Genomic DNA, 18,052 nt, shown 5'->3' with positions numbered 1-18,052 from the left:
CCCTTGTAAACTCTGCGAAACGGGGTGGGCACCCTTTTCTTGGTAGCTTTAGCTGCCCTGAGCTGCCGTGCGCTCGGCTGCCTCCACCACATTCACCAGCAGCATTGCCCTGGTCATGGGACCCACACCGCCGGGGTTGGGTGAGTACCAGCTCGCCTTAGCGACAGCCTCGGGGGAAATATCACCGGTCAGGCGCTTCTTACCGGTCTCGGGGTCCTCAATACGGGAAACACCCACGTCCAGCAGGATTGCGCCGTCCTTAACCTGATCCGCCTTCACAGCGTGGGGAACACCCACCGCCGCAACAATCACATCGGCATCGCGCAGGGCGGCATCCACATCGCTGGTGCCGGTGTGCACCAGGGTGGCGGTGGAGTTGACGTCCTTGCGGGTCAGCAGCAGGCCCAGGGGGCGGCCCACGGTGATACCGCGGCCCAGCACAGCAACCTTCTTACCCTTCCAGGAGAGCCCGTGCCGTTCCACCAGCTCGATCACACCGTTAGGGGTACAGGGCAGGGGCGAGTTCAGGGGCTCACCCACGTTGAGGACGAGGCGGCCCAGGTTCATGGGGTGCAGGCCGTCGGCGTCCTTCTCGGGGGCAATCTGCTCAAGAACCCGGTGGGTGTCAATGTGCTTGGGCAGGGGCAGCTGCACAATGTAGCCGGTGCAGGCCGGGTCGTTGTTGAGCTTGACCAGCTCAGCTTCAAGCTCTTCCTGGCTGACGGTCTCGGGCAGCTCCACCTTGATGGAGGCAATACCAACCTCAGCGCAGTCGCGGTGCTTACCGCCCACGTAGGAGCGGGAGGCCGGGTCATCGCCCACCAGCACGGTCGCCAGGCCCGGGGTGATTCCCTGCTCCTTGAGCCTGGTAACCCGCTCGGCCAGTTCACTCTTAATCTGGGCAGCGGTTGCTGTACCGTCAAGAATCTGTGGCACCTCTACCACTCCTCAATACCCGAGTAGAGGGGGAACTTCTCGCACAGGGCGGTGACGCGGGCCCGCTGGGCGGCAACGTCCACGCCGGGCTTGAGGGTTTCAGCGATGATGTCAGCAACCTCGGTAAAGGCGGCTGTATCGAAGCCGCGGGTTGCCAGGGCTGGGGTGCCGATACGCAGGCCGGAGGTGACCATGGGCGGGCGGGGGTCGTTGGGCACGGCGTTGCGGTTGACGGTGATACCGGCCTCGTGCAGCAGGTCTTCTGCCTCGCGGCCGTTGATTTCTGAGTCACGAAGGTCAACCAGGACCAGGTGCACGTCTGTGCCGCCGGAGATAACCTTAACACCGGCCTCTGCCATATCGGACTGGTTGAGGCGGTCAGCCAGAATCTTGGCGCCTTCCAGAGTGCGGGCCTGGCGGTCCTTAAAGAGGTCAGAGCCAGCGATCTTGAAGGCGGTAGCCTTACCTGCAATAGCGTGCATGAGGGGGCCGCCCTGCTGGCCGGGGAAGACAGCTGAGTCAATCTTCTTCTTCAAATCCTCAACGCAGAGAATAAAGCCGGAACGGGGGCCACCCAGGGTCTTGTGGACGGTGGAGGACACCACGTGGGCGTGGGGGACGGGGTTGGGGTGCAGGCCAGCTGCTACCAGACCAGCGAAGTGGGCCATATCGACCCACAGGTAGGCACCAACCTCATCTGCAATCTCGCGGAAGGAAGCAAAATCCAGCTGGCGGGTGTAGGCAGACCAGCCGGCGATTATGACCTTAGGCTTCTCTGCAAGGGCCAGCTCGCGTACCTCGTCCATATTCACGCGGCCGGTTTCTTCATCCACACCGTAGGCAACAACCTCGTAGAGCTTGCCCGAAACATTGAGCTTCATACCGTGAGTCAGGTGACCACCGTGAGCCAGGGAGAGGCCCATAATCTTGTCGCCGGGAGTCAGCAGGGCATGCATGACAGCGTTGTTAGCCTGGGCGCCGGAGTGGGGCTGCACGTTAGCGTGGTCGGCACCGAAGAGGGCCTTGGCGCGGTCGATAGCCAGCTGCTCCACCACGTCAACAAATTCGCAGCCGCCGTAGTAGCGGCGGCCGGGGTAGCCCTCGGCGTACTTGTTGGTCAGAACAGAGCCCTGAGCTTCAAGAACTGCGCGGGGGGCGAAGTTCTCTGAAGCAATCATTTCGAGGGTGTTCTGCTGGCGTTCCTGCTCGTGCTGGATAGCTTCAGCGACCTCGGGGTCTACCTCGGCCAGGGGCAGGTTGGTGACGTTGGGTGAAAGGTTGGTCATGCCGCTTCCTATAAATTTTGGTGGATCAGTTTCTTCTGCGCTCAGAAATGAGCGAGGGCTCTGTATGAGGGTTACAGAAGAGCACGTGACGCTGAAGGAGCCATCTGGCGCAGGGGCACAGCGGCTCTCATCTCTTTAAGTGTAGGGGAAGCCACTGCCTCACACCGTATGTGGCTGTCACTTTGAGACATTTTCTGGCCGCAACCGGGTTAATGAGAGCATTTGCCCAGGCCCTACCGGGCCAAGCAGAAGCATTCTACCAGCCCCCTCTCACCCCATAAACTTTCCTGCTAAACTAAAAACGTTAAACGGGCCGCCCTCCCCCAGTTACGAGCGCCCGAAACACACCGGGTGTAACCGCTCACACTGAGCACCCCATCGCACTAGGGAAGAAGCGCCACCCCATGTCTATCACCGCCCCCAAAACACGCCGCCAAGAACGCCTCGAACAGCGGAAAAAGGACGCCCGAAAGTGGGTTGCCACTGGCGCAGCTACTCTCATTCTGCTCTTCGGTGGCACACTCACCTACCAGCACCTCGCCGGCAACCCCCAAGACGCCGCTAGCGTCCCCACCATACCCGCGAACTGCTCCACCACACAGACCGTCACCGTAGCCACCACTGAGCCCATGGCGGCAGCACTCAAAACCATGCCTGTCAACGCCGACACATGCATCACCCTCAACCTTGTTACCAGCAAGACCGCCCAAGACATTGTGAGCGAATCAGCAGAAGGTGCCGTAACTACCAACCTCTGGATTCCTGACTCCACCGTACGCGCCCAACTTGCCATGGACGAAGCCAGTATCAGCCTCGCCCCCCTGGCCGAATCGCTGGCCTCAACCCCCTGCGTCCTTGCCTCTGAAACCGAATTCACTCACCTCACCTGGCTTGACGCCCTCAAGGCGAGTGAAACCGTCTCTATGGGCGACCCCAGAGAAGATTCCGCAGCCTTTGCGGCTCTCATGGGCGGTGTAGCCGAGGCTTCTGCAGGCACCATCACTCTCGAAGATCTAACTCTAGGCACCGCCGCGCGCGCCCAATCCGTCGGCGCCACCGAAGCTATACAGAACGCCAACCAACTCCTCACTGACGTTGACAAGGGCACCAAAAAAGCCGCTTTCGTCACCGAAGCAGACTACGTCTCCTACACCTCTGCTCACCCCGGTTCCGGGCTGACCGCTACATTCCCCGGCCGGAGCTCCTTCACCCTCGACTACCCCCTCTACCAAACCAGGAGCAACAGTAACAACACCACCATCGATACAGCAGCCCTACACATTATCGACTTCATGGATTCGGAGGAGGGCCGCGCAGCCCTTGCTCACGTGGGCTTACGACCCGCAGACGGCCAAAACCTCGGCAACGAGCACGGCCTAGGAGCCTACACCGCCCTCACCCCCAGCAATCAAGGCTTCCTCACCCAGATCTGGAACCTCTACTCCCTCCAGTCCGCGCCTTTCAACGCCCTGGTTGTCATCGACTCCTCGGGCTCCATGCTCACCCCCGTCGCAGGAAGCGGCAAAAACCGCATGGAGCTGACCATCGAGTCAGCCCTGGCAGGCTCCCAGCTCTTCCCCGCCCGCGACTCTATAGGTCTTTGGAAGTCCTCACCTAAAGCTGCCCAGCCCGACGGTAGCTCCGCCAGCTACCGGGAGCTCGTCCCCGTGCGCGGCCTAGAGGAAACCGTTGACGGTAAAACCCAGCGGGAGATTCTTCAAGAGACGGGAATCTCTATCGCAAGTAGCGTGGAACCCAACAGCGTCACCGACCTCAATGCCACCCTGCTCTCTGCCTTTAAAGCCGCCACAGCCAACTATCAACCCGGTGCCGTCAACGGCGTCATCATGCTGACTGACGGTGAGAACTTCACCGGGGGCACCAGCCAGGAAGACCTTATTGCCCGCATCCAGCAGCAGCAGAATCCGGATCGCCCCGTTTTTATCATTCTTATCGGTATCTCTGATGACGCTCATATGGAGCTACTGAACTCTATCGCCCACGGCGTCGGCGGTGAGGCCCACCGCGCCAACTCACCCGCCGATATTCAGCGTATTTTCATTGAGGCTCTCACCGGTATCTCCGGTAGTGCCAGCGCGCCCCAGCTGTGAAACGCAGGCCCCAGGCATAGCCTCGGGGCTCACAACCGAAAGTGCCTGTTTCTCCGGTGTTTTCGGCAGAAACAGGCACTTTCGAAGGCGCAGGGCCTTTAGTGGAAGAAGTGGCGGCTTCCGGTGAAGTACATGGTCACGCCGGCGGCCCTGGCAGCTTCAATTACCTCTTCGTCACGAATAGAACCACCGGGCTGCACCACGGCACGCACACCGGCGTCCAGGAGTACCTGCAGGCCGTCAGCAAAGGGAAAGAAGGCGTCAGATGCAGCCACCGCACCGCGAGCGCGCTCGGCCCCCTCGGCCAGGGTATTGGCGCGTTCTACAGAGAGTCGGCAGGAGTCTACACGGTTGACCTGGCCCATGCCGATGCCAACGGCGGCGCCGTCATGAGCCAACAGAATCGCGTTGGACTTGGCGGCACGCAGGGCCTTCCAGGCAAATTCGAGGTCGGCGAGGGTGGCTGCGTCGGCGGCGTCACCAGCAACCAGCTGCCAGTTCTCTCCACGATCGCCGTCGGCGTGCAGGCGGTCGGCGTCCTGGAAGAGGGCGCCCCCGGATACCTGGCGGTATTCGATGGCCTCGCGGGCAAAACCTTCGGGTAGCTGCAGGATGCGCAAGTTCTTCTTGGTCTGCAGAATCTCCAAGGCTTCGGGGGCAAAGGAGGGGGCGATAATCACCTCGGTGAAGATACCCTTGACGGTTTCTGCCATGGCTACGGTGACCTCGCGGTTGGCTGCGATGACGCCGCCGTAGGCGGAGAGGGGGTCGCAGGCGTGGGCCTTGGCGTGGGCGTCCGCAATAGGGTCGTTTGCATCTGCTGCGCCGACGGCGATGCCGCAGGGGTTGTTGTGCTTGATGATGGCGACGGCGGGTTCGTCGAAGTCGTAGGCGGCGCGCAGGGCGGCGTCGCCGTCAACGTAGTTGTTGTAGCTCATGGCTTTACCGCCGAGTAGTTCTGCCTGGGCGATGCCGGGGGCTGCGGCGGGATCAACGTAGAGGGCGCCGGCCTGGTGGGGATTCTCGCCATAGCGCAGGGACTCGGAGCGTTCGAAGGCCAGACCGGCGAAGGGGGGCCAGTAGTTGGCGTCCTCGTCCTGCTCGAGCTGGGCGGCGGTCCAGGTGGCGACGGCGGTGTCGTAGGCGGCGGTGTGGGCGAAGGCGGCGGACGCCAGGCGGCGGCGCTCTGCCAGACTGAAGCCGCCTGCCTTGGCGGCATCCACAACCTGGCCGTACTTGGCGGGGTCAACGACGATGGCTACGGCGTCGTGGTTCTTGGCTGCTGCGCGCACCATGGAGGGGCCGCCGATGTCGATTTTTTCGATGATGGCATCCTGGTCAGCGCCGGAGGCTACGGTCTCAACGAAGGGGTAGAGGTTGACGACGACCAGGTCGAAGGGTTCAATCTCCATATCGTTGAGAGTGTCGATGTGTTCCTGCTTGCGGCGATCTGCCAGGATACCGGCGTGCACGCGCGGGTGCAGGGTCTTAACGCGGCCCTCTAAACATTCGGGAAAGCCGGTGACGTCTGAAACTTCGGTGACGGGGACGCCGGCTGCGGCGATGGTGGAGGCGGTGGAACCGGTGGAGACGATAGCGACGCCCGCTTGGTGCAGGCCGCGGGCTAGGTCCTCGAGTCCGGTTTTGTCATAGACCGAGATGAGGGCTCGTTTGAGGGGGACGCGGTCGAGCTCGATGAGACTCACAGGTTTTCTCCGTTTCGTGTGCTGCCGGGGTTGGCCCGGCTCAGCAGGTGGTTGCGTGGGATTGTGAGTCGTTTTGTGGGGCCCCGACCCTGGGCCCAGCCCGTCATCGGGGCTAAACCTTCGGGTCAGGCGTTCTGACTTTGAAGCGTGCTGGCCATATCTGCAATGGTTTGCACTAGGAGCGCCCGCTCTTTGACCTTGATGCGCTCATGCAGGGTCTCTTCGGTGTCGCCGTCGAGCACCTCGACGGCAGCCTGGGCCAGAATCGGGCCGGTATCGACTCCAGAATCCACCAGGTGCACGGTCAGGCCGGTAACTTTCACCCCGTATTCTAGGGCGTCGCGCACACCGTGGGCACCGGGGAAGGAGGGAAGGAGGGCCGGGTGGGTGTTAATAATGCGGTTCGCAAAGCGGTCAACCAGCTGGGCATCTACAATGCGCATGAAGCCCGCAAAGACGATGTAGTCGGCGCCGTAGCCGGCAAGTTGCTCTTCAAGGGCCCGATTCCAGGCCTCTCGACTCCGATAATTTTTAGGTTCAACCAGAAAGGTTTCGATACCGGCAGCTTCTGCCCGCTCCAGGCCGAGGCAGGGCTTGTTGGCGCCCACGGCCACTACGGTTGCGTGCAACTGACCTGCTGAGATTGAATCGAGAATTGACTGCAAGTTTGTGCCAGAGCCTGACACCATCACCACAATGCGCATATACCCCAGTGTATAGCACCGGGTCAGCCGGTGGCAGAAGGCATCTCACGGCGGGTAAGGTGGTGGATATGTCTGAGACCGTGAACCCTACCCAGCCGAGCCGCCCAGAGCACGTCCTTGAGAGTATTAAGGTGTGGTCAAGGTGCGCTTTCTTGCTCATAGTGGTGACGGTAGGTTCCACGGCTTTTCCCGGCTGGGGTGCCCTAGCTACACTGGTGTTGGCACTAGCCACCGCTACCGTGGGCCTGATAACTCTGGTCAAAATGGCGAAGGCCAAGTTCCCGGCCTTCTCAATTATTGTGATGATTATGGTGGTTGGCTGGTCCCTTTTTCTGGGCTTTGCCGCCGGCGTTCAGCTTCTCTTTTTTGATGCCACCGTAGCCTACGCCGACTGCCTGCAGCGGGCGCTGACGCTCAGCCGCCAGCAGCAGTGCACCTCTGATATGAGCGACGGGCTCATGAGGCAGCTACTCGGGCAGTAGTTCATCCAGGAGCCGGGCGGAATCTCTGACGCACATGGTGCAGAGCCGCCCGGGGCCGGTGCGCTAGTCGCGGGAGCCGGGGTTCTCTGCCCGGTCAGCTAGTTCTTTAAGCCGATTTTCGCGGCGGGTGCGTAAAGACTTGGGTCGTTTGACCACCGGGCGGAAGGTGGGTTCGGGTTCAGGGTCGGAGCCGGGTATCGAAGTGGCTACGGGATCCCCAGGCACTGTGCTCTCTCCAGACGCTGTGCCCTCTCCAGCCTCTGTGCTCTCTTTAAACTCTGTGTCCGCATGGCCGCCGAGTTCAGCGTCAGCCGGCGCGGGTTCCGCCGCCTCCTGCTCGTCTCCGGCAGCTTCCTGCTCAGCAGCGGGGGCGTCAGCGTCCTGCTGAACCGTGAGACTAGCATGAGCTGCCGCGCGCCTTCTACGCGCCTCCCGCTTAGCCTGACGAGCGGTGGGAGCAGCGGCAAACCGCTCTAACTCCCCGGACGTATCGCGCACCAGCAGGTGCGCCGCACCCAGCCCGACCATAGTGCCCACAGCTAGCAGGACGGCCGAAAAAAGGCCGAATATGAGCGGGTTAGGGCCTATTGCGGTGAAGCGGCCCAGGCCCAGCGAGCCGTTGGCGGCCCAGCCCAGCAGAGCTACCAGAGGAAAGGTGGGGAGCAGGGTCAGTGCCCCCAACCCCAGGGTAGACAGCGGCCACGAAAGCCAGCGGAAGCGGATTTTGAGGCTCACCCATTCATCGAAATGGTTCTCCCCCTCGCGGAAAAACCACCAGCCGCCCAGGGCACCTGCGGCCAGCGGCACAGCTAAGGCCAGGTACCCCCAGGGTTCAGAGGCATGCGGTAGCGCCCCCAGCACCGGCAGTGACGGCATGACCCCCACGTTGGTACCGGCCAGGTCAACGCTGGTGCCCTCCCCGAGCGCGAACCCCGCACCCGAGCTCCAGGCCATGGTGTAGACCACCAGGTTGACCAGTAGCCCCAGCTGCAAAAGAGTCAGGGCCAGGCCGCCCACCGCGCCGGCGTGGAGCGTCTGGTAGAGCGATATGATGTCAGCCCAGTGCCAGATTAGAGAAACTACGAGCAGGAGCGCCCCACCGGCGACAAAGGCCAGAAAACTAACCCAGGCCGCACGCACCAGCGCCCAGGCGTAAGACCCTGCCCACCGCGAGTACTGGCTAAACTTCTTAACCCAGTCAGCAGCGTTCACACCGATCATGGCGGCTAGAGAACGCGACTCGGAGTACCCGCCCACTAGAATGCCCAGCGCTATGACCCACAGGGGCGCAATGGCCGCAAGCAGCGGCGAAGTTTTGAAGGAGTCGCCCGCAGAAATCAGGCTGACTCCAACGCTAACCAGTGCATAGGCGACGAGCCCGCCAACCAGGGGCTGCCAGAACTGCCCTTCATAACTAGCGCGCGCCAGCCTACGGCCCGACCGGTAGCTAAGGCCCAGAGGAATCAGAGTCAGGCCCAGCGGAACCAGGCTCATGGTTCCCGAAATCGCTGAGAAGCCCCCCTGCTCGGGAATATTCATGGTGAGTGGCACCCCGTGAACCAGTAGCCACACGTGCCCAGCAACAGACATGGCCTCGGCCAGGGTGCCACTGTTAAAGCCGTTGGTATACCAGACGGCCGCGAGGAGCAGGGCAACAACCAGGTAGGAGCCCGCTGCCACGAAGGCAAGCTCAACGGTGCCCTGGAGCCACAGGGGCATGGGCAAGGATCGTTTGGGGTGCGCGGTGGTATTCATCGTCTTTCATCATGTCACGTTTCGCCGGTACCTGCCCGGTGGGGGCGGGCGCGTGCCCTGTGAGTGCGGTGAATATTACCCCCACTTTCTCCCCACTGCGGGTGTAGGGTGGGCCTATGAATGTTGATTCTTCGTGTGTTTTAATCACCGGTGCTTCGGCGGGTATTGGGGCGGAGTTCGCCCGGCAGTACGCTGAGGCAGGGTACAACCTAGTGCTCACAGCCCGCCGGCTTGAACCTCTCGAAAGTTTGGCCGCGACCTTGCGTTCCCGGTACGATGTGCGAGTTGAGGTGTTCCCCGCCGACCTGCGGCTTCCCACGGACGTCGATGCCCTGGCCGAGCGTATCCGTCAGAGTGAAGACCCGGTAGAGATCCTGGTCAACAACGCCGGGTTTGGGCTGGGTAAGGCCTTTGACGCCGCGCCCGTGGAACGGCACCTAGAGCAGGTTGACGTGCTAGCGCGGGTTCCGCTACAGCTGATGCACGCGGCGATCCTGGCCATGCTAGCGCGCGGGCGGGGCCGAATTATTAACGTGGCCTCGGTCGCCGCTTTTACTCCCGGCGGCACCTATTCGGCAGTTAAGCGTTTTCTGGTGGTCGTCAGTGAATCGGCGCACCTACAGTACTCGGGGCGGGGCATCCACGTGACGGCTGTGTGCCCCGGCCTGACTCGCTCAGAGTTTCACAGCGCGATGGGGCAGGCGGAGCCTGCCTTACCGTCCTTCCTGTGGCTGACCCCGCAACGGGTAGTCAGCCAGGCAATTGCTGCCGTTAATGCGGGCAGGCCAGTGGTGGTGCCGTCCCTGCCCTATAAGATTGCGGTTGCCGCTTCGCGGGCGCTCCCCCGCCAGGTGGTAGCGGCCGCGATTGCCCGGACGCGGGACTACTAGCCGAGCTCATTCTGTGGTGCCCGCCTCTGAAGCTTATTCAAAAGACTCTTCAGTACGGCTTCTCGAAAGTACCTGTTTTTGCCGAAAGCGATAGTCTAAGTGGCACCTTCGGCAAAAACAGGCGCTTTCGGCACGGTTTAGTTTCAACGGCGATACCAGGTTCCACAGCGTTTTATTTACGATTCAGGAATAACATCCCCGGTAAGCGCATCAACATGCACGGTCCCGGCATCCTGGCCGTCAGCGTCATCAAACTCAACCTCCCAGGCCAGAGCCCCACTCTGATCATCAAGGTCAACATCGGTGGCAACCTGCCCGGCCCGGCCCTCAGCAGCGGTACGAACAGCGTCCGCAGCTAGAACCTGCGCGGTTGAAGCGCGAGCAACCTCATCAGAGTCATCACCGGAGCCGTCGTCAGTATCATCGTCAGTTTGCTCCTCGGTGAGGTTACCTGCCTCATCGTAGGTCAAATCGTGCACCACATCGTTGAGAACTACATCAACATCGTAGCTCTCAGACCCAGAATCGTCTCGGTCAACCTGCACCACAACACCGCCCGGGTGAGCATTCAGGGCCGCATCGATGACGGCCAGCAAGCCCGCGGTATCGGCGACTCCGTCAGCACCAGAGGCCGTGCTCTCATCGGTGCTTTGAGAGCTAGCTGACGCGGACGCTGTTGCGTCAGGGGTAGCGGTTACGGTGGTGACACTAGGCTCAGAGGTGGTCTCGGCCCCCTGGGAGCACCCCGCCAGGGTTAGAGCCACCAGGCTTATAGCAGATACAAGAACAGTCTTTTTCACAGAAGTCATCATGCCCTCAGTCTGTCAGGAAAAGATGAACCCAAGATTAAAATAAACCGCTTTCTGCGCCTGATTTACTTGCCTGAGCCCTCGAGGAGCTCGGCTACGGTCTGCGGCGCACTGCGGGCAGAGGCAACAAAAGCTGTATCAGCAGTGCGGACGGTTGGAACCACCGCGTTACCCTCGTTCACGCTCTTCACATACTCCTCGGCGTCCGCGTCCTCCCAGATATTGACCCACACGGCCCGTTCACCCAGTTCACCTAGCCCCTCATCCAAACGCTGGCAGAAGGGGCAGCCAGGGCGCCAATAAATCGCGACACCGCCCTCGGCAACAAACTTCTCGGCATCAGCATGGGTCTGTGACACAGTAGGCATGGTTCTTCCTTTCGGCTGGTATACGGTCTATCAGCTATAGCGCCCGGAATCGTTGTCTTATTCCGCGCGGGCCCGCCCTAAGGGGCATACAAGCAACCGGCCGCCTCACTCCGCAAGAATGCGGGTGAAGCGGCCGGTCTCTCATGGTCTACTTACCGAATCTCTCGGTGAGCTTGCCAGCGGTGTCGGATGCAACGTCCTTGGCCTGCTGGGCCTTCTCATCATTAACTACTTCTTTGCCAGCCTTCTCGTTGACTGCGTCCTTAGCCTTATCAACACCACCGTCGATGGTGCCGTTCAAATCGAAACCCATAGGTTCCACCTTTCATTTCTATGATGCGAATGTGAAGCCACATGAGACATGTGGTTCTCAAGAAGTCTAACGCTGACCCGCGCCAAAAAAGTAACGCAACGCGGACGATTGGCAGTGCCCTCCAAAAAGGGTACAGCGGTCATGGAGCTCTTCAATGCCCTTGTGAGCGCCACTATCCGCTTTTATCTGTGCAGGGCAACCTCAGTCTCATCCTGCCAGGGGTCAACCGCGCTCACACCCCAGCTTCGGTAAATCTGTGCCTTACCCGAAATAATTTCAAGCTGGTGCACAGTGGCGGTGGCGGCCATGAGCCCCTCAAGAGCTGCGGTTGCCAGCGGGGCGGGGCGCTGCCCGCCCACTGCGTAAAGATGCTTCTCTGCGTGCCGCCCGGCCCACTCCAACGAAACCTGCGCATCAACGTCCAGCACATGGTGACCAAAACGGTCCATGAGCTCCGCCAGCCAGCGCTCGGTCTCGGGGTAGGGGTAGAGGCCCCTCAGCTCCCCCAGGCTCAGCACCGAAATGTACATGGTTCGGTAGGAGCGGCGGCGCAGGCAGCTGACCACCTGCGGGTTAGGGGTCGCCTTGCGAATTTCGGCAAGGACGTCGGAATCGAGAAGCAGACCTACCTGGCTCATGCAGCTTTAAGAACACCGTACTCAGTTGCAGGGATGCCGCTGGGGTTAGGGGCCAGCAGGAAGTTGAGGAATTCGCTGCGCTCGTTAGAGATGCGGGTGTAGTCCTGAATGCTCATTGCGGTGTAACCGCCACGGGCGGGTACAGAAGCGGCAGAGATGTTCTTCTGAACGGTGATGTGGGGACGGTGGGCGTGAGGTCGAGCGTTTGACATGCCGTCGTTGCGCGTAAAGTGCGCGTTCCTTTCAAATACTTGCTCTTGCCTGCACCCAACAGCGCCAAAAAGGCGCGATGCAGACCGCTTCGTCATCCGAGCCACCCGTGAACATGGGGTTGGCGTTCAACCAAAGTCGGAGCTTGACAGTTGAATCTCTTGAAGCTGGTAAAAGCATAGCGCATTCCTCTGCACCGTGTAAACACCGGTTTGCCAAACTTTTCGTGCTATGACCAACCACCCTATCGGGTTCCCCCGAAAGGCGGTGCGATACGCTAGAAGACTAGTGTTTGCTTCTGATCCGAAGGTATGCCTGTGTCTGCTTCTTTCCCCGAGATTCCGGTGACTGCCCCCGCCATTATTCGCCAGGTGGGCTCTCAGGCATATACACGCGGGCAACGGTATATGCGCGAGGGAAACGTAATCCGCTACCACTACGATGAACAGAACCGTGTACTTGAGGGGGAGGTCGCCGGTAGTGGCTCCGCCCCGTACACAACCCGGGTGGCCTTCCCTGCCGAGGTGCAGGGCGGCTCGTACGCTTTTTCTGCGGCCTGCTCCTGCCCTGTTGCGCATAACTGTAAGCACGCGGTTGCTCTGATGCTGACCGCGATAGACCGGTCGGCCAAGGCCAAACGCGCGATGACTGCCTCATCAAGCAGCTGGAAGACCTCAGCGGCCGAGGGACCAGAGTCACCGCAGGGGAAGGTTGACACTATTTTGGAGTGGGCCGGGCAGGTAGGCCTGCAACGCGCATCTGAGATGCTACAGAGCCAAGGGCAGGACGCAGACAGCCTCCTGCAGGTTACAGCTACCGCGACCAGCCCACTTCCCAGCTGGCGCCGGTCACTGGCACATTCACTGGCGGCCCGGCCCGGCTACGATAGCCGCCACCACCGGGTCTCCGGTGCACTCGATCTGCGAGTGGTGGTGCCCGGCAAGTACGGGTGGACCAAGAATATTGGCGCCCCTCGCATCTCGCTAGAGGCCCGCCCGGTCATGATGGGGGCCCGCGGCAAGTGGATTAAGGGCGGTTTAACCTGGGAGAAATTCTCGGGTTCAGCCGCCGGTAGCGCCGGTACGGGGCTACTGGCTGAACATGCCGCCTGGTTCAATGAGTTTTATGCGGTGATTCGCGGGTCACAGTCAATCTACTCCTCTCACCGTGACTGGGCGTCGGTGTCTAACGTGGACTCCTCACTGCTGTGGCAGCTGCTAGAAGCCACCAAAGATATCGACCTGCCGATTCTGCTGGAGGGCCAGGAGACCGGCCTGATGATCGCTGACCCGGCCCACCTCGAGCTGGCGCTGACGCCGGTGCCCGAGCGCGGTAGCTCCTCAGATGCCCTGCAGCTCACCCCCCTGCTACGCTGGGGCCCCTACACGATTCCGGCCAGCTTGACCCACAAGATGGGCACTACCCGGCGGGGCTTCATTGCCCTGGGCGGAACCGCCCAGGAGCACTACGTCAAGGCAGCGGCGGACGCCCGCTGGGAGTCAGCGCTGCCGTCCGCCCTAGCTCACATTGAAGAAAGCCAGCCCAGCGCAAAGGCCCTGGCTCACCTGGCTGACGAGCAAGCCCGCCCGGCCTGGCTGGGCCCAGAAGCCCAGCTGGTGCTTATCCCGGCAGCCGATCCGGTGGATGCCACAGCGGAGTCGCTTATCTCCGAAAATTCGGTAACCGTACCGGCTGCCGACGTGCAGGCATTCTTCTCTGACTTCTACCCGGCGCTCACCCGGGCGCTACCGGTGGTCACCACCTCAGAAGAGCTTGACCTGCCCGAGGTGCGCACGCCCACCCTGGTACTGACCGTCACCTTTGACCAGCCAGGCCCGCCCTTCACCGCCACCACGCTCTGGCACTGGGAGTACCCAACAGATCCCATCGGCGATTCGTCAGACTTTATCAGGCTCGATGCCCTGGGCTACCCGGGCGAAGACAGGGCCGATGTTCGCGATACCGCCCATGAGTACCGGGTACTCAAAGAGGTCAAAAAGGTTCGCCCGGGTGTTCCCTTCACCCACCACACAACAGAGAACTGGGGTACCCGCACCCTGCTAGAAACCTACCTACCCGCCTACCGCGAAATAGAAGGCGTGCGCGTGGACGTCCACGGCTCGGCCCCCGAGTTCCGGGAGCTCGACGAAGCCCCCGAGATCGTCGTGACCGTGGACGACACCCGCCGCCGCGACTGGTTTGGGCTGGGTGTTGCCATCAAGGTTGGTGAATGGCATGTGGCCTTCTCAGAGGTTGTTGCCGCCCTGGCTAAGAACCAGACCCACCTGCTACTGGGCAATGGCCAGTACTTCGCGCTTGACCGCCCGGAGTTCATGAAATTACAAGAACTGCTCCGCGAAGCTGCCCAGCTGACCGACAAGACCGGCCCGCTAGAAATCAACCGCCACCAGGTGGGCCTCTGGGAGGAACTCGAAGAGCTGGCCGCTGAAACTCAGACCGTTGCCGCCTGGGACGAGCAGGTTACCGCCCTGCTCGACCTTGATCATCACTCCCCCGCCGACGTCCCCGCTACCCTGCAGGCCACTCTGCGCCCCTACCAGGTGGAGGGCTACCAGTGGTTGGCCTTCCTCTGGGAGCACGGCTTAGGAGGTGTGCTAGCCGATGACATGGGCCTGGGTAAAACCCTGCAAACCATCGCCCTCTTCCTACACGCCCAGCAGAAGAAGCAGGATACTGCCAGCCCGCTTGATGCCGCCAGCCAGCCCGGCGGGGCTGAAGCCGGGGCAGGCGCGTCCGCCCCCTTCCTGGTGGTCGCCCCCACCTCTGTGGTGCCCAACTGGGTGCGGGAGATTAGGCGCTTCGCTCCCTCCCTAGAGGTGGTGGGAGTTGAGGAATCTGTGCGCAAATCGAAGCGACGGCTTGCTGATACCGTCGCCGGGGCCCACGTGGTGGTCACCAGCTACGCCCTCTTCCGCCTCGATGAAGACCACTACTTTGAGATGGGCAGCCAGCAGCCCTTTGAAGGCCTGGTGCTCGATGAGGCCCAGTTCGTCAAAAACGCCAAAACCAAGGCTCACGCCGCCGCCCGCGACCTGCCCGCCCGCGTCAAAATTGCGGTTACCGGCACCCCTATGGAGAACAACCTCATGGAGCTCTGGTCCATGTTCTCTATCGCCGCCCCCGGCCTCTTCCCCTCCGCCCGCGCCTTTAAGGACGTCTACGCCACCCCCATTGAATCGGGGGAAGAAACCAAGGCTCTGGGGCGCCTACGCCGCCGTATCCGTCCGCTCATGAAGCGCCGCACCAAAGAACTGGTGGCCGCCGACCTGCCCGAAAAGACCGATATGCGGATCGATGTGCCTCTGGCCCCGGCCCACCGCAAGGCCTACGACACCCACCTGCAACGCGAGCGCCAGAAGATTCTGGGCCTGCTGGACGATATCGACAAGAACCGTTTCACCATTTTCCAGTCCCTGACCACCCTGCGCCGACTGGCCCTGGATGCCACGCTCATTGACAGTGATAAATACGCGCAGGTACCGTCCTCAAAACTGGACTACCTGGAGCAGAACCTGCCAGAAATCATCCACGACGGCCATCGGGCCCTGATTTTCAGCCAGTTCACCGGCTACCTGAGGAAAATCGCGGCGAGACTCTCTGATCTGGGCATTCCCTATCTTTATCTGGACGGCTCCACCCGCAATCGCGGGGAGCTTCTCGAAGAGTTTGAGTCGGGCACCGTACCCGTCTTCCTGATCTCCCTCAAAGCCGGCGGGTTTGGTCTGAACCTGACCAGCGCCGACTACTGTTTCATCATGGATCCCTGGTGGAACCCGGCTGCCGAACAGCAGGCCGTTGACCGGGTGCACCGCATCGGGCAGACCAAGAATGTGATGGTCTACCGCCTGGTATCGGCGGGCACTATTGAAGAGAAGGTCATGGAACTCAAGGAATCTAAAGCCGCCCTTTTTGACGCTGTGGTTGATGAGGGATCCTTCTTTGCCTCTCAGCTCACCGCCGCCCAGATTCGAGACCTGCTAGCGGCACCCGAGCCCGAGCAGGGTGTCGCCTTGTCAGAGGAGAAGGGAAAGTAAGCCGTGGGCAAGGTTCTGATGGACTTCACCCCGCTCACCTACTCCCCCGATTTCAGGCGCATCTGGCTGGGCGGGCTCTTTTCTACCATAGGCTTTGCTATCACCTCGGTGGCCATCGCTCTGGAGATTTACGCCCTGACAGGTTCCTCCGGGGCAGTGGGCCTGGTGGGCCTGGTCTCTGTTATGCCGCTGATAATCGGCGGCCTCTACGGCGGTGTGATTGCCGATCGCTACGACCGACGCAAGGTCGCCTTAGCTGCAACCCTGGGCATGTGGGGCGTTACCCTGCTCATTGCCCTGCACGCCTGGCTCAGCATCCAAAGCGTGGCGGTGCTCTATGCCCTCATTGCCGCCGAGTCCCTGCTTCAGCCCATCAACCAGTCCGCCCGCGGTGCCATTATCCCCCGCCTAATTAAGCCGCGTCTGCTCCCTGCCGCCAACACCCTTATGATGTCGGTGGGAACCCTGGGCATGAGCGCCGGGCCCCTCCTGGGCGGCCTCTTGGTAGCCTCGGTGGGCTACCAGCTCACCTACTCCATTAACGTCTTTGCTATGACCGTCGGAATTTGGGCCCTCTACCGGCTACCGGCCATGCTCCCGGAGCAGGGCCGGTCAGCGCGCCCGTCAGCTCTGAAATCTATTCAGGAGGGGCTGGGCTTTGTGCGCCGCAATAGGGTGGTGGGCATGACCTTTGTGGTGGATCTTCTCGGCATGCTCTTCGCCCAGGCCCGCCCCCTCATTCCGGCGTTGGCGGCCCTCACCTTTGGCGGCGGCGAGGCCGGCGCAGGCCTACTGCTGGCGGCTGCTCCGGTAGGTGCCCTGGTGGGCGTGTCTTTCTCTGGCTTCCTCAAGGACGTTCGGCGCCAGGGCCGTTTTCTCACCCTCAGTTATGCGGGCTGGGGGCTGGGCTTTATCGCCTTTGGCCTGCTTGCCTGGGTTTATGAGGGGCGCGCAGCGACTGCCTCAGTCTCTGAGAATGTGGTGCCGCTGGGTTTGGCTTTTGCTGCACTGGCCTTCATGGGCTGGGCGGATGCGCTCGGTTCGGTCTACCGCTCCACCATTATTCAGCTGGCAACGCCGGACGCCCTACGCGGACGCATGCAGGGCCTCTTCATTATTACGGTGGCTGGTGGCCCCAATCTGGGCATGGCCTTTGTAGGAGGCGCTGCTGAACTGGTGGGTTCACCGCTGGCAGCTGTTGTGGGTGGTGGGCTGGTCATTGTGACCATTGCTGTGGCTACGGTGGCTGTTCCTGCCCTGTGGAGTTACACGCCTGAACCGCTCCCCGATACCCGGCAGCAACCGACCGTGTAATAGACGGGTCCGGCTGCTCGTATCTGCTTAAGCAAAGTATCCCCGGCACCCTCTTCTTCTGGGGCCGGGGATAACTTTCACCTGTGTTCAGGAGTCATGCACGAGCACTGTGTGCGTTATGTTCAGCTCTGTGAACGACGGCGGATAAGGAGCGCTACACCGGCTACAACCAAAAGGCCTGCTACTCCCACAAGAGGAAGTGCGCTAGCGCCGGTATGTGCCAGTGTACGGCCTGGCTCCTTTGGTGTCGGAGCCGGTGGTGCAGACTCACTGGGAGCAGGTGACTCACTCGGGGTCGGTGACTCACTCGGGGTGGGCGACTCGCTCGGAGTGGGTGACTCGCTCGGAGTGGGTGACTCGCTCGGAGTGGGTGACTCACTCGGGGTCGGTGACTCACTCGGAGTGGGTGACTCACTCGGAGTGGGTGACTCACTCGGAGTGGGTGACTCACTCGGGGTGGGTGACTCACTCGGGG

16 protein-coding genes and 1 riboswitch are annotated in these 18,052 nt (G+C 61.5%); of the genes, 5 read left to right on the top strand and 11 right to left on the bottom strand.

Translation table 11 applies throughout. The features are described from left to right. Positions 1 to 48: 48 nt before the first annotated feature. Positions 49 to 936, bottom strand: a complete 888-nt coding sequence (locus L6966_RS10410) for a bifunctional methylenetetrahydrofolate dehydrogenase/methenyltetrahydrofolate cyclohydrolase (RefSeq protein ID WP_237224071.1) — start codon at positions 934 to 936, stop codon at positions 49 to 51. Between the two features lie 2 nt (positions 937 to 938). Next, complete coding sequence (glyA, locus tag L6966_RS10405) at positions 939 to 2,222, bottom strand: serine hydroxymethyltransferase (protein WP_237224070.1); 1,284 nt, start codon at positions 2,220 to 2,222, stop codon at positions 939 to 941. A 404-nt stretch (positions 2,223 to 2,626) separates the two neighbouring features. Between glyA and L6966_RS10400 the strand changes: the two genes are divergently transcribed. After that, positions 2,627 to 4,333, top strand: coding sequence for a substrate-binding domain-containing protein (locus L6966_RS10400; RefSeq protein WP_237224069.1), 1,707 nt, complete (start codon positions 2,627 to 2,629; stop codon positions 4,331 to 4,333). 98 nt (positions 4,334 to 4,431) lie between these two features. Here the strand turns inward: L6966_RS10400 and purH are convergent, their stop codons facing one another. Together purH and purN are read right to left on the bottom strand one after the other, a co-directional pair. Then, on the bottom strand, positions 4,432 to 6,039 hold the full coding sequence (gene purH / locus L6966_RS10395; protein WP_083091526.1) for a bifunctional phosphoribosylaminoimidazolecarboxamide formyltransferase/IMP cyclohydrolase: 1,608 nt from the start codon (positions 6,037 to 6,039) through the stop codon (positions 4,432 to 4,434). 125 nt (positions 6,040 to 6,164) lie between these two features. Further along, a complete protein-coding gene (gene purN, locus L6966_RS10390; RefSeq protein ID WP_237224068.1) occupies positions 6,165 to 6,743 on the bottom strand; it encodes a phosphoribosylglycinamide formyltransferase in 579 nt (192 codons plus the stop codon). 68 nt (positions 6,744 to 6,811) lie between these two features. Between purN and L6966_RS10385 the strand changes: the two genes are divergently transcribed. Next, complete coding sequence (locus L6966_RS10385) at positions 6,812 to 7,225, top strand: hypothetical protein (protein ID WP_237224067.1); 414 nt, start codon at positions 6,812 to 6,814, stop codon at positions 7,223 to 7,225. A gap of 63 nt (positions 7,226 to 7,288) precedes the next feature. Here the strand turns inward: L6966_RS10385 and L6966_RS10380 are convergent, their stop codons facing one another. Continuing rightward, positions 7,289 to 8,980 (bottom strand): cell division protein PerM, encoded by a 1,692-nt coding sequence (locus L6966_RS10380; protein ID WP_237224066.1) that lies wholly within the window; start codon positions 8,978 to 8,980, stop codon positions 7,289 to 7,291. 116 nt (positions 8,981 to 9,096) lie between these two features. On the opposite strand from L6966_RS10380, the gene L6966_RS10375 reads away from it, so the two are divergent. Further along, positions 9,097 to 9,870: an SDR family NAD(P)-dependent oxidoreductase gene (locus tag L6966_RS10375; protein WP_083091518.1), complete on the top strand. Its 774-nt coding sequence runs from the start codon at positions 9,097 to 9,099 to the stop codon at positions 9,868 to 9,870. A 176-nt stretch (positions 9,871 to 10,046) separates the two neighbouring features. Here the strand turns inward: L6966_RS10375 and L6966_RS10370 are convergent, their stop codons facing one another. From L6966_RS10370 to L6966_RS10350, 5 genes are all read right to left on the bottom strand, one after another. After that, complete coding sequence (locus L6966_RS10370; RefSeq protein ID WP_237224065.1) at positions 10,047 to 10,682, bottom strand: PepSY domain-containing protein; 636 nt, start codon at positions 10,680 to 10,682, stop codon at positions 10,047 to 10,049. A 62-nt stretch (positions 10,683 to 10,744) separates the two neighbouring features. Next, on the bottom strand, positions 10,745 to 11,047 hold the full coding sequence (locus L6966_RS10365) for a glutaredoxin domain-containing protein (RefSeq protein WP_083091510.1): 303 nt from the start codon (positions 11,045 to 11,047) through the stop codon (positions 10,745 to 10,747). A 148-nt stretch (positions 11,048 to 11,195) separates the two neighbouring features. Further along, positions 11,196 to 11,360: a ribosome recycling factor gene (locus L6966_RS10360; RefSeq protein ID WP_237233342.1), complete on the bottom strand. Its 165-nt coding sequence runs from the start codon at positions 11,358 to 11,360 to the stop codon at positions 11,196 to 11,198. Between the two features lie 182 nt (positions 11,361 to 11,542). Further along, a complete protein-coding gene (locus L6966_RS10355) occupies positions 11,543 to 11,998 on the bottom strand; it encodes a PIN domain-containing protein (protein ID WP_083091507.1) in 456 nt (151 codons plus the stop codon). Continuing rightward, a complete protein-coding gene (locus L6966_RS10350) occupies positions 11,995 to 12,210 on the bottom strand; it encodes a nuclease PIN (protein ID WP_083091505.1) in 216 nt (71 codons plus the stop codon). Before L6966_RS10350 ends, L6966_RS10355 begins: the two co-directional genes overlap by 4 nt. Before the next feature lie 36 nt (positions 12,211 to 12,246). Further along, positions 12,247 to 12,375, bottom strand: a riboswitch (SAM riboswitch). Positions 12,376 to 12,525: 150 nt separating this feature from the next. On the opposite strand from L6966_RS10350, the gene L6966_RS10345 reads away from it, so the two are divergent. Both L6966_RS10345 and L6966_RS10340 read left to right on the top strand, forming a co-directional pair. Further along, positions 12,526 to 16,263, top strand: coding sequence for a DEAD/DEAH box helicase (locus L6966_RS10345; RefSeq protein WP_237233341.1), 3,738 nt, complete (start codon positions 12,526 to 12,528; stop codon positions 16,261 to 16,263). Positions 16,264 to 16,266: 3 nt separating this feature from the next. Further along, the gene (locus L6966_RS10340; protein ID WP_237233340.1) at positions 16,267 to 17,577 is read left to right on the top strand and encodes an MFS transporter; all 1,311 of its coding nucleotides are present in this window, start codon (positions 16,267 to 16,269) and stop codon (positions 17,575 to 17,577) included. 122 nt (positions 17,578 to 17,699) lie between these two features. Here L6966_RS10340 and L6966_RS12265 read toward each other — a convergent pair whose 3' ends face one another. Next, the gene (locus L6966_RS12265) at positions 17,700 to 17,801 is read right to left on the bottom strand and encodes an LPXTG cell wall anchor domain-containing protein (protein WP_369127142.1); all 102 of its coding nucleotides are present in this window, start codon (positions 17,799 to 17,801) and stop codon (positions 17,700 to 17,702) included. Between the last annotated feature and the right edge of the window lie 251 nt (positions 17,802 to 18,052).

This window comes from Rothia nasisuis (genome assembly GCF_928381405.1).
Lineage (GTDB): Bacteria > Actinomycetota > Actinomycetes > Actinomycetales > Micrococcaceae > Rothia > Rothia nasisuis.
The sequence above is the reverse complement of the archived record's forward strand: the minus strand, read 5'-3'. Positions and strand labels throughout refer to the sequence as shown.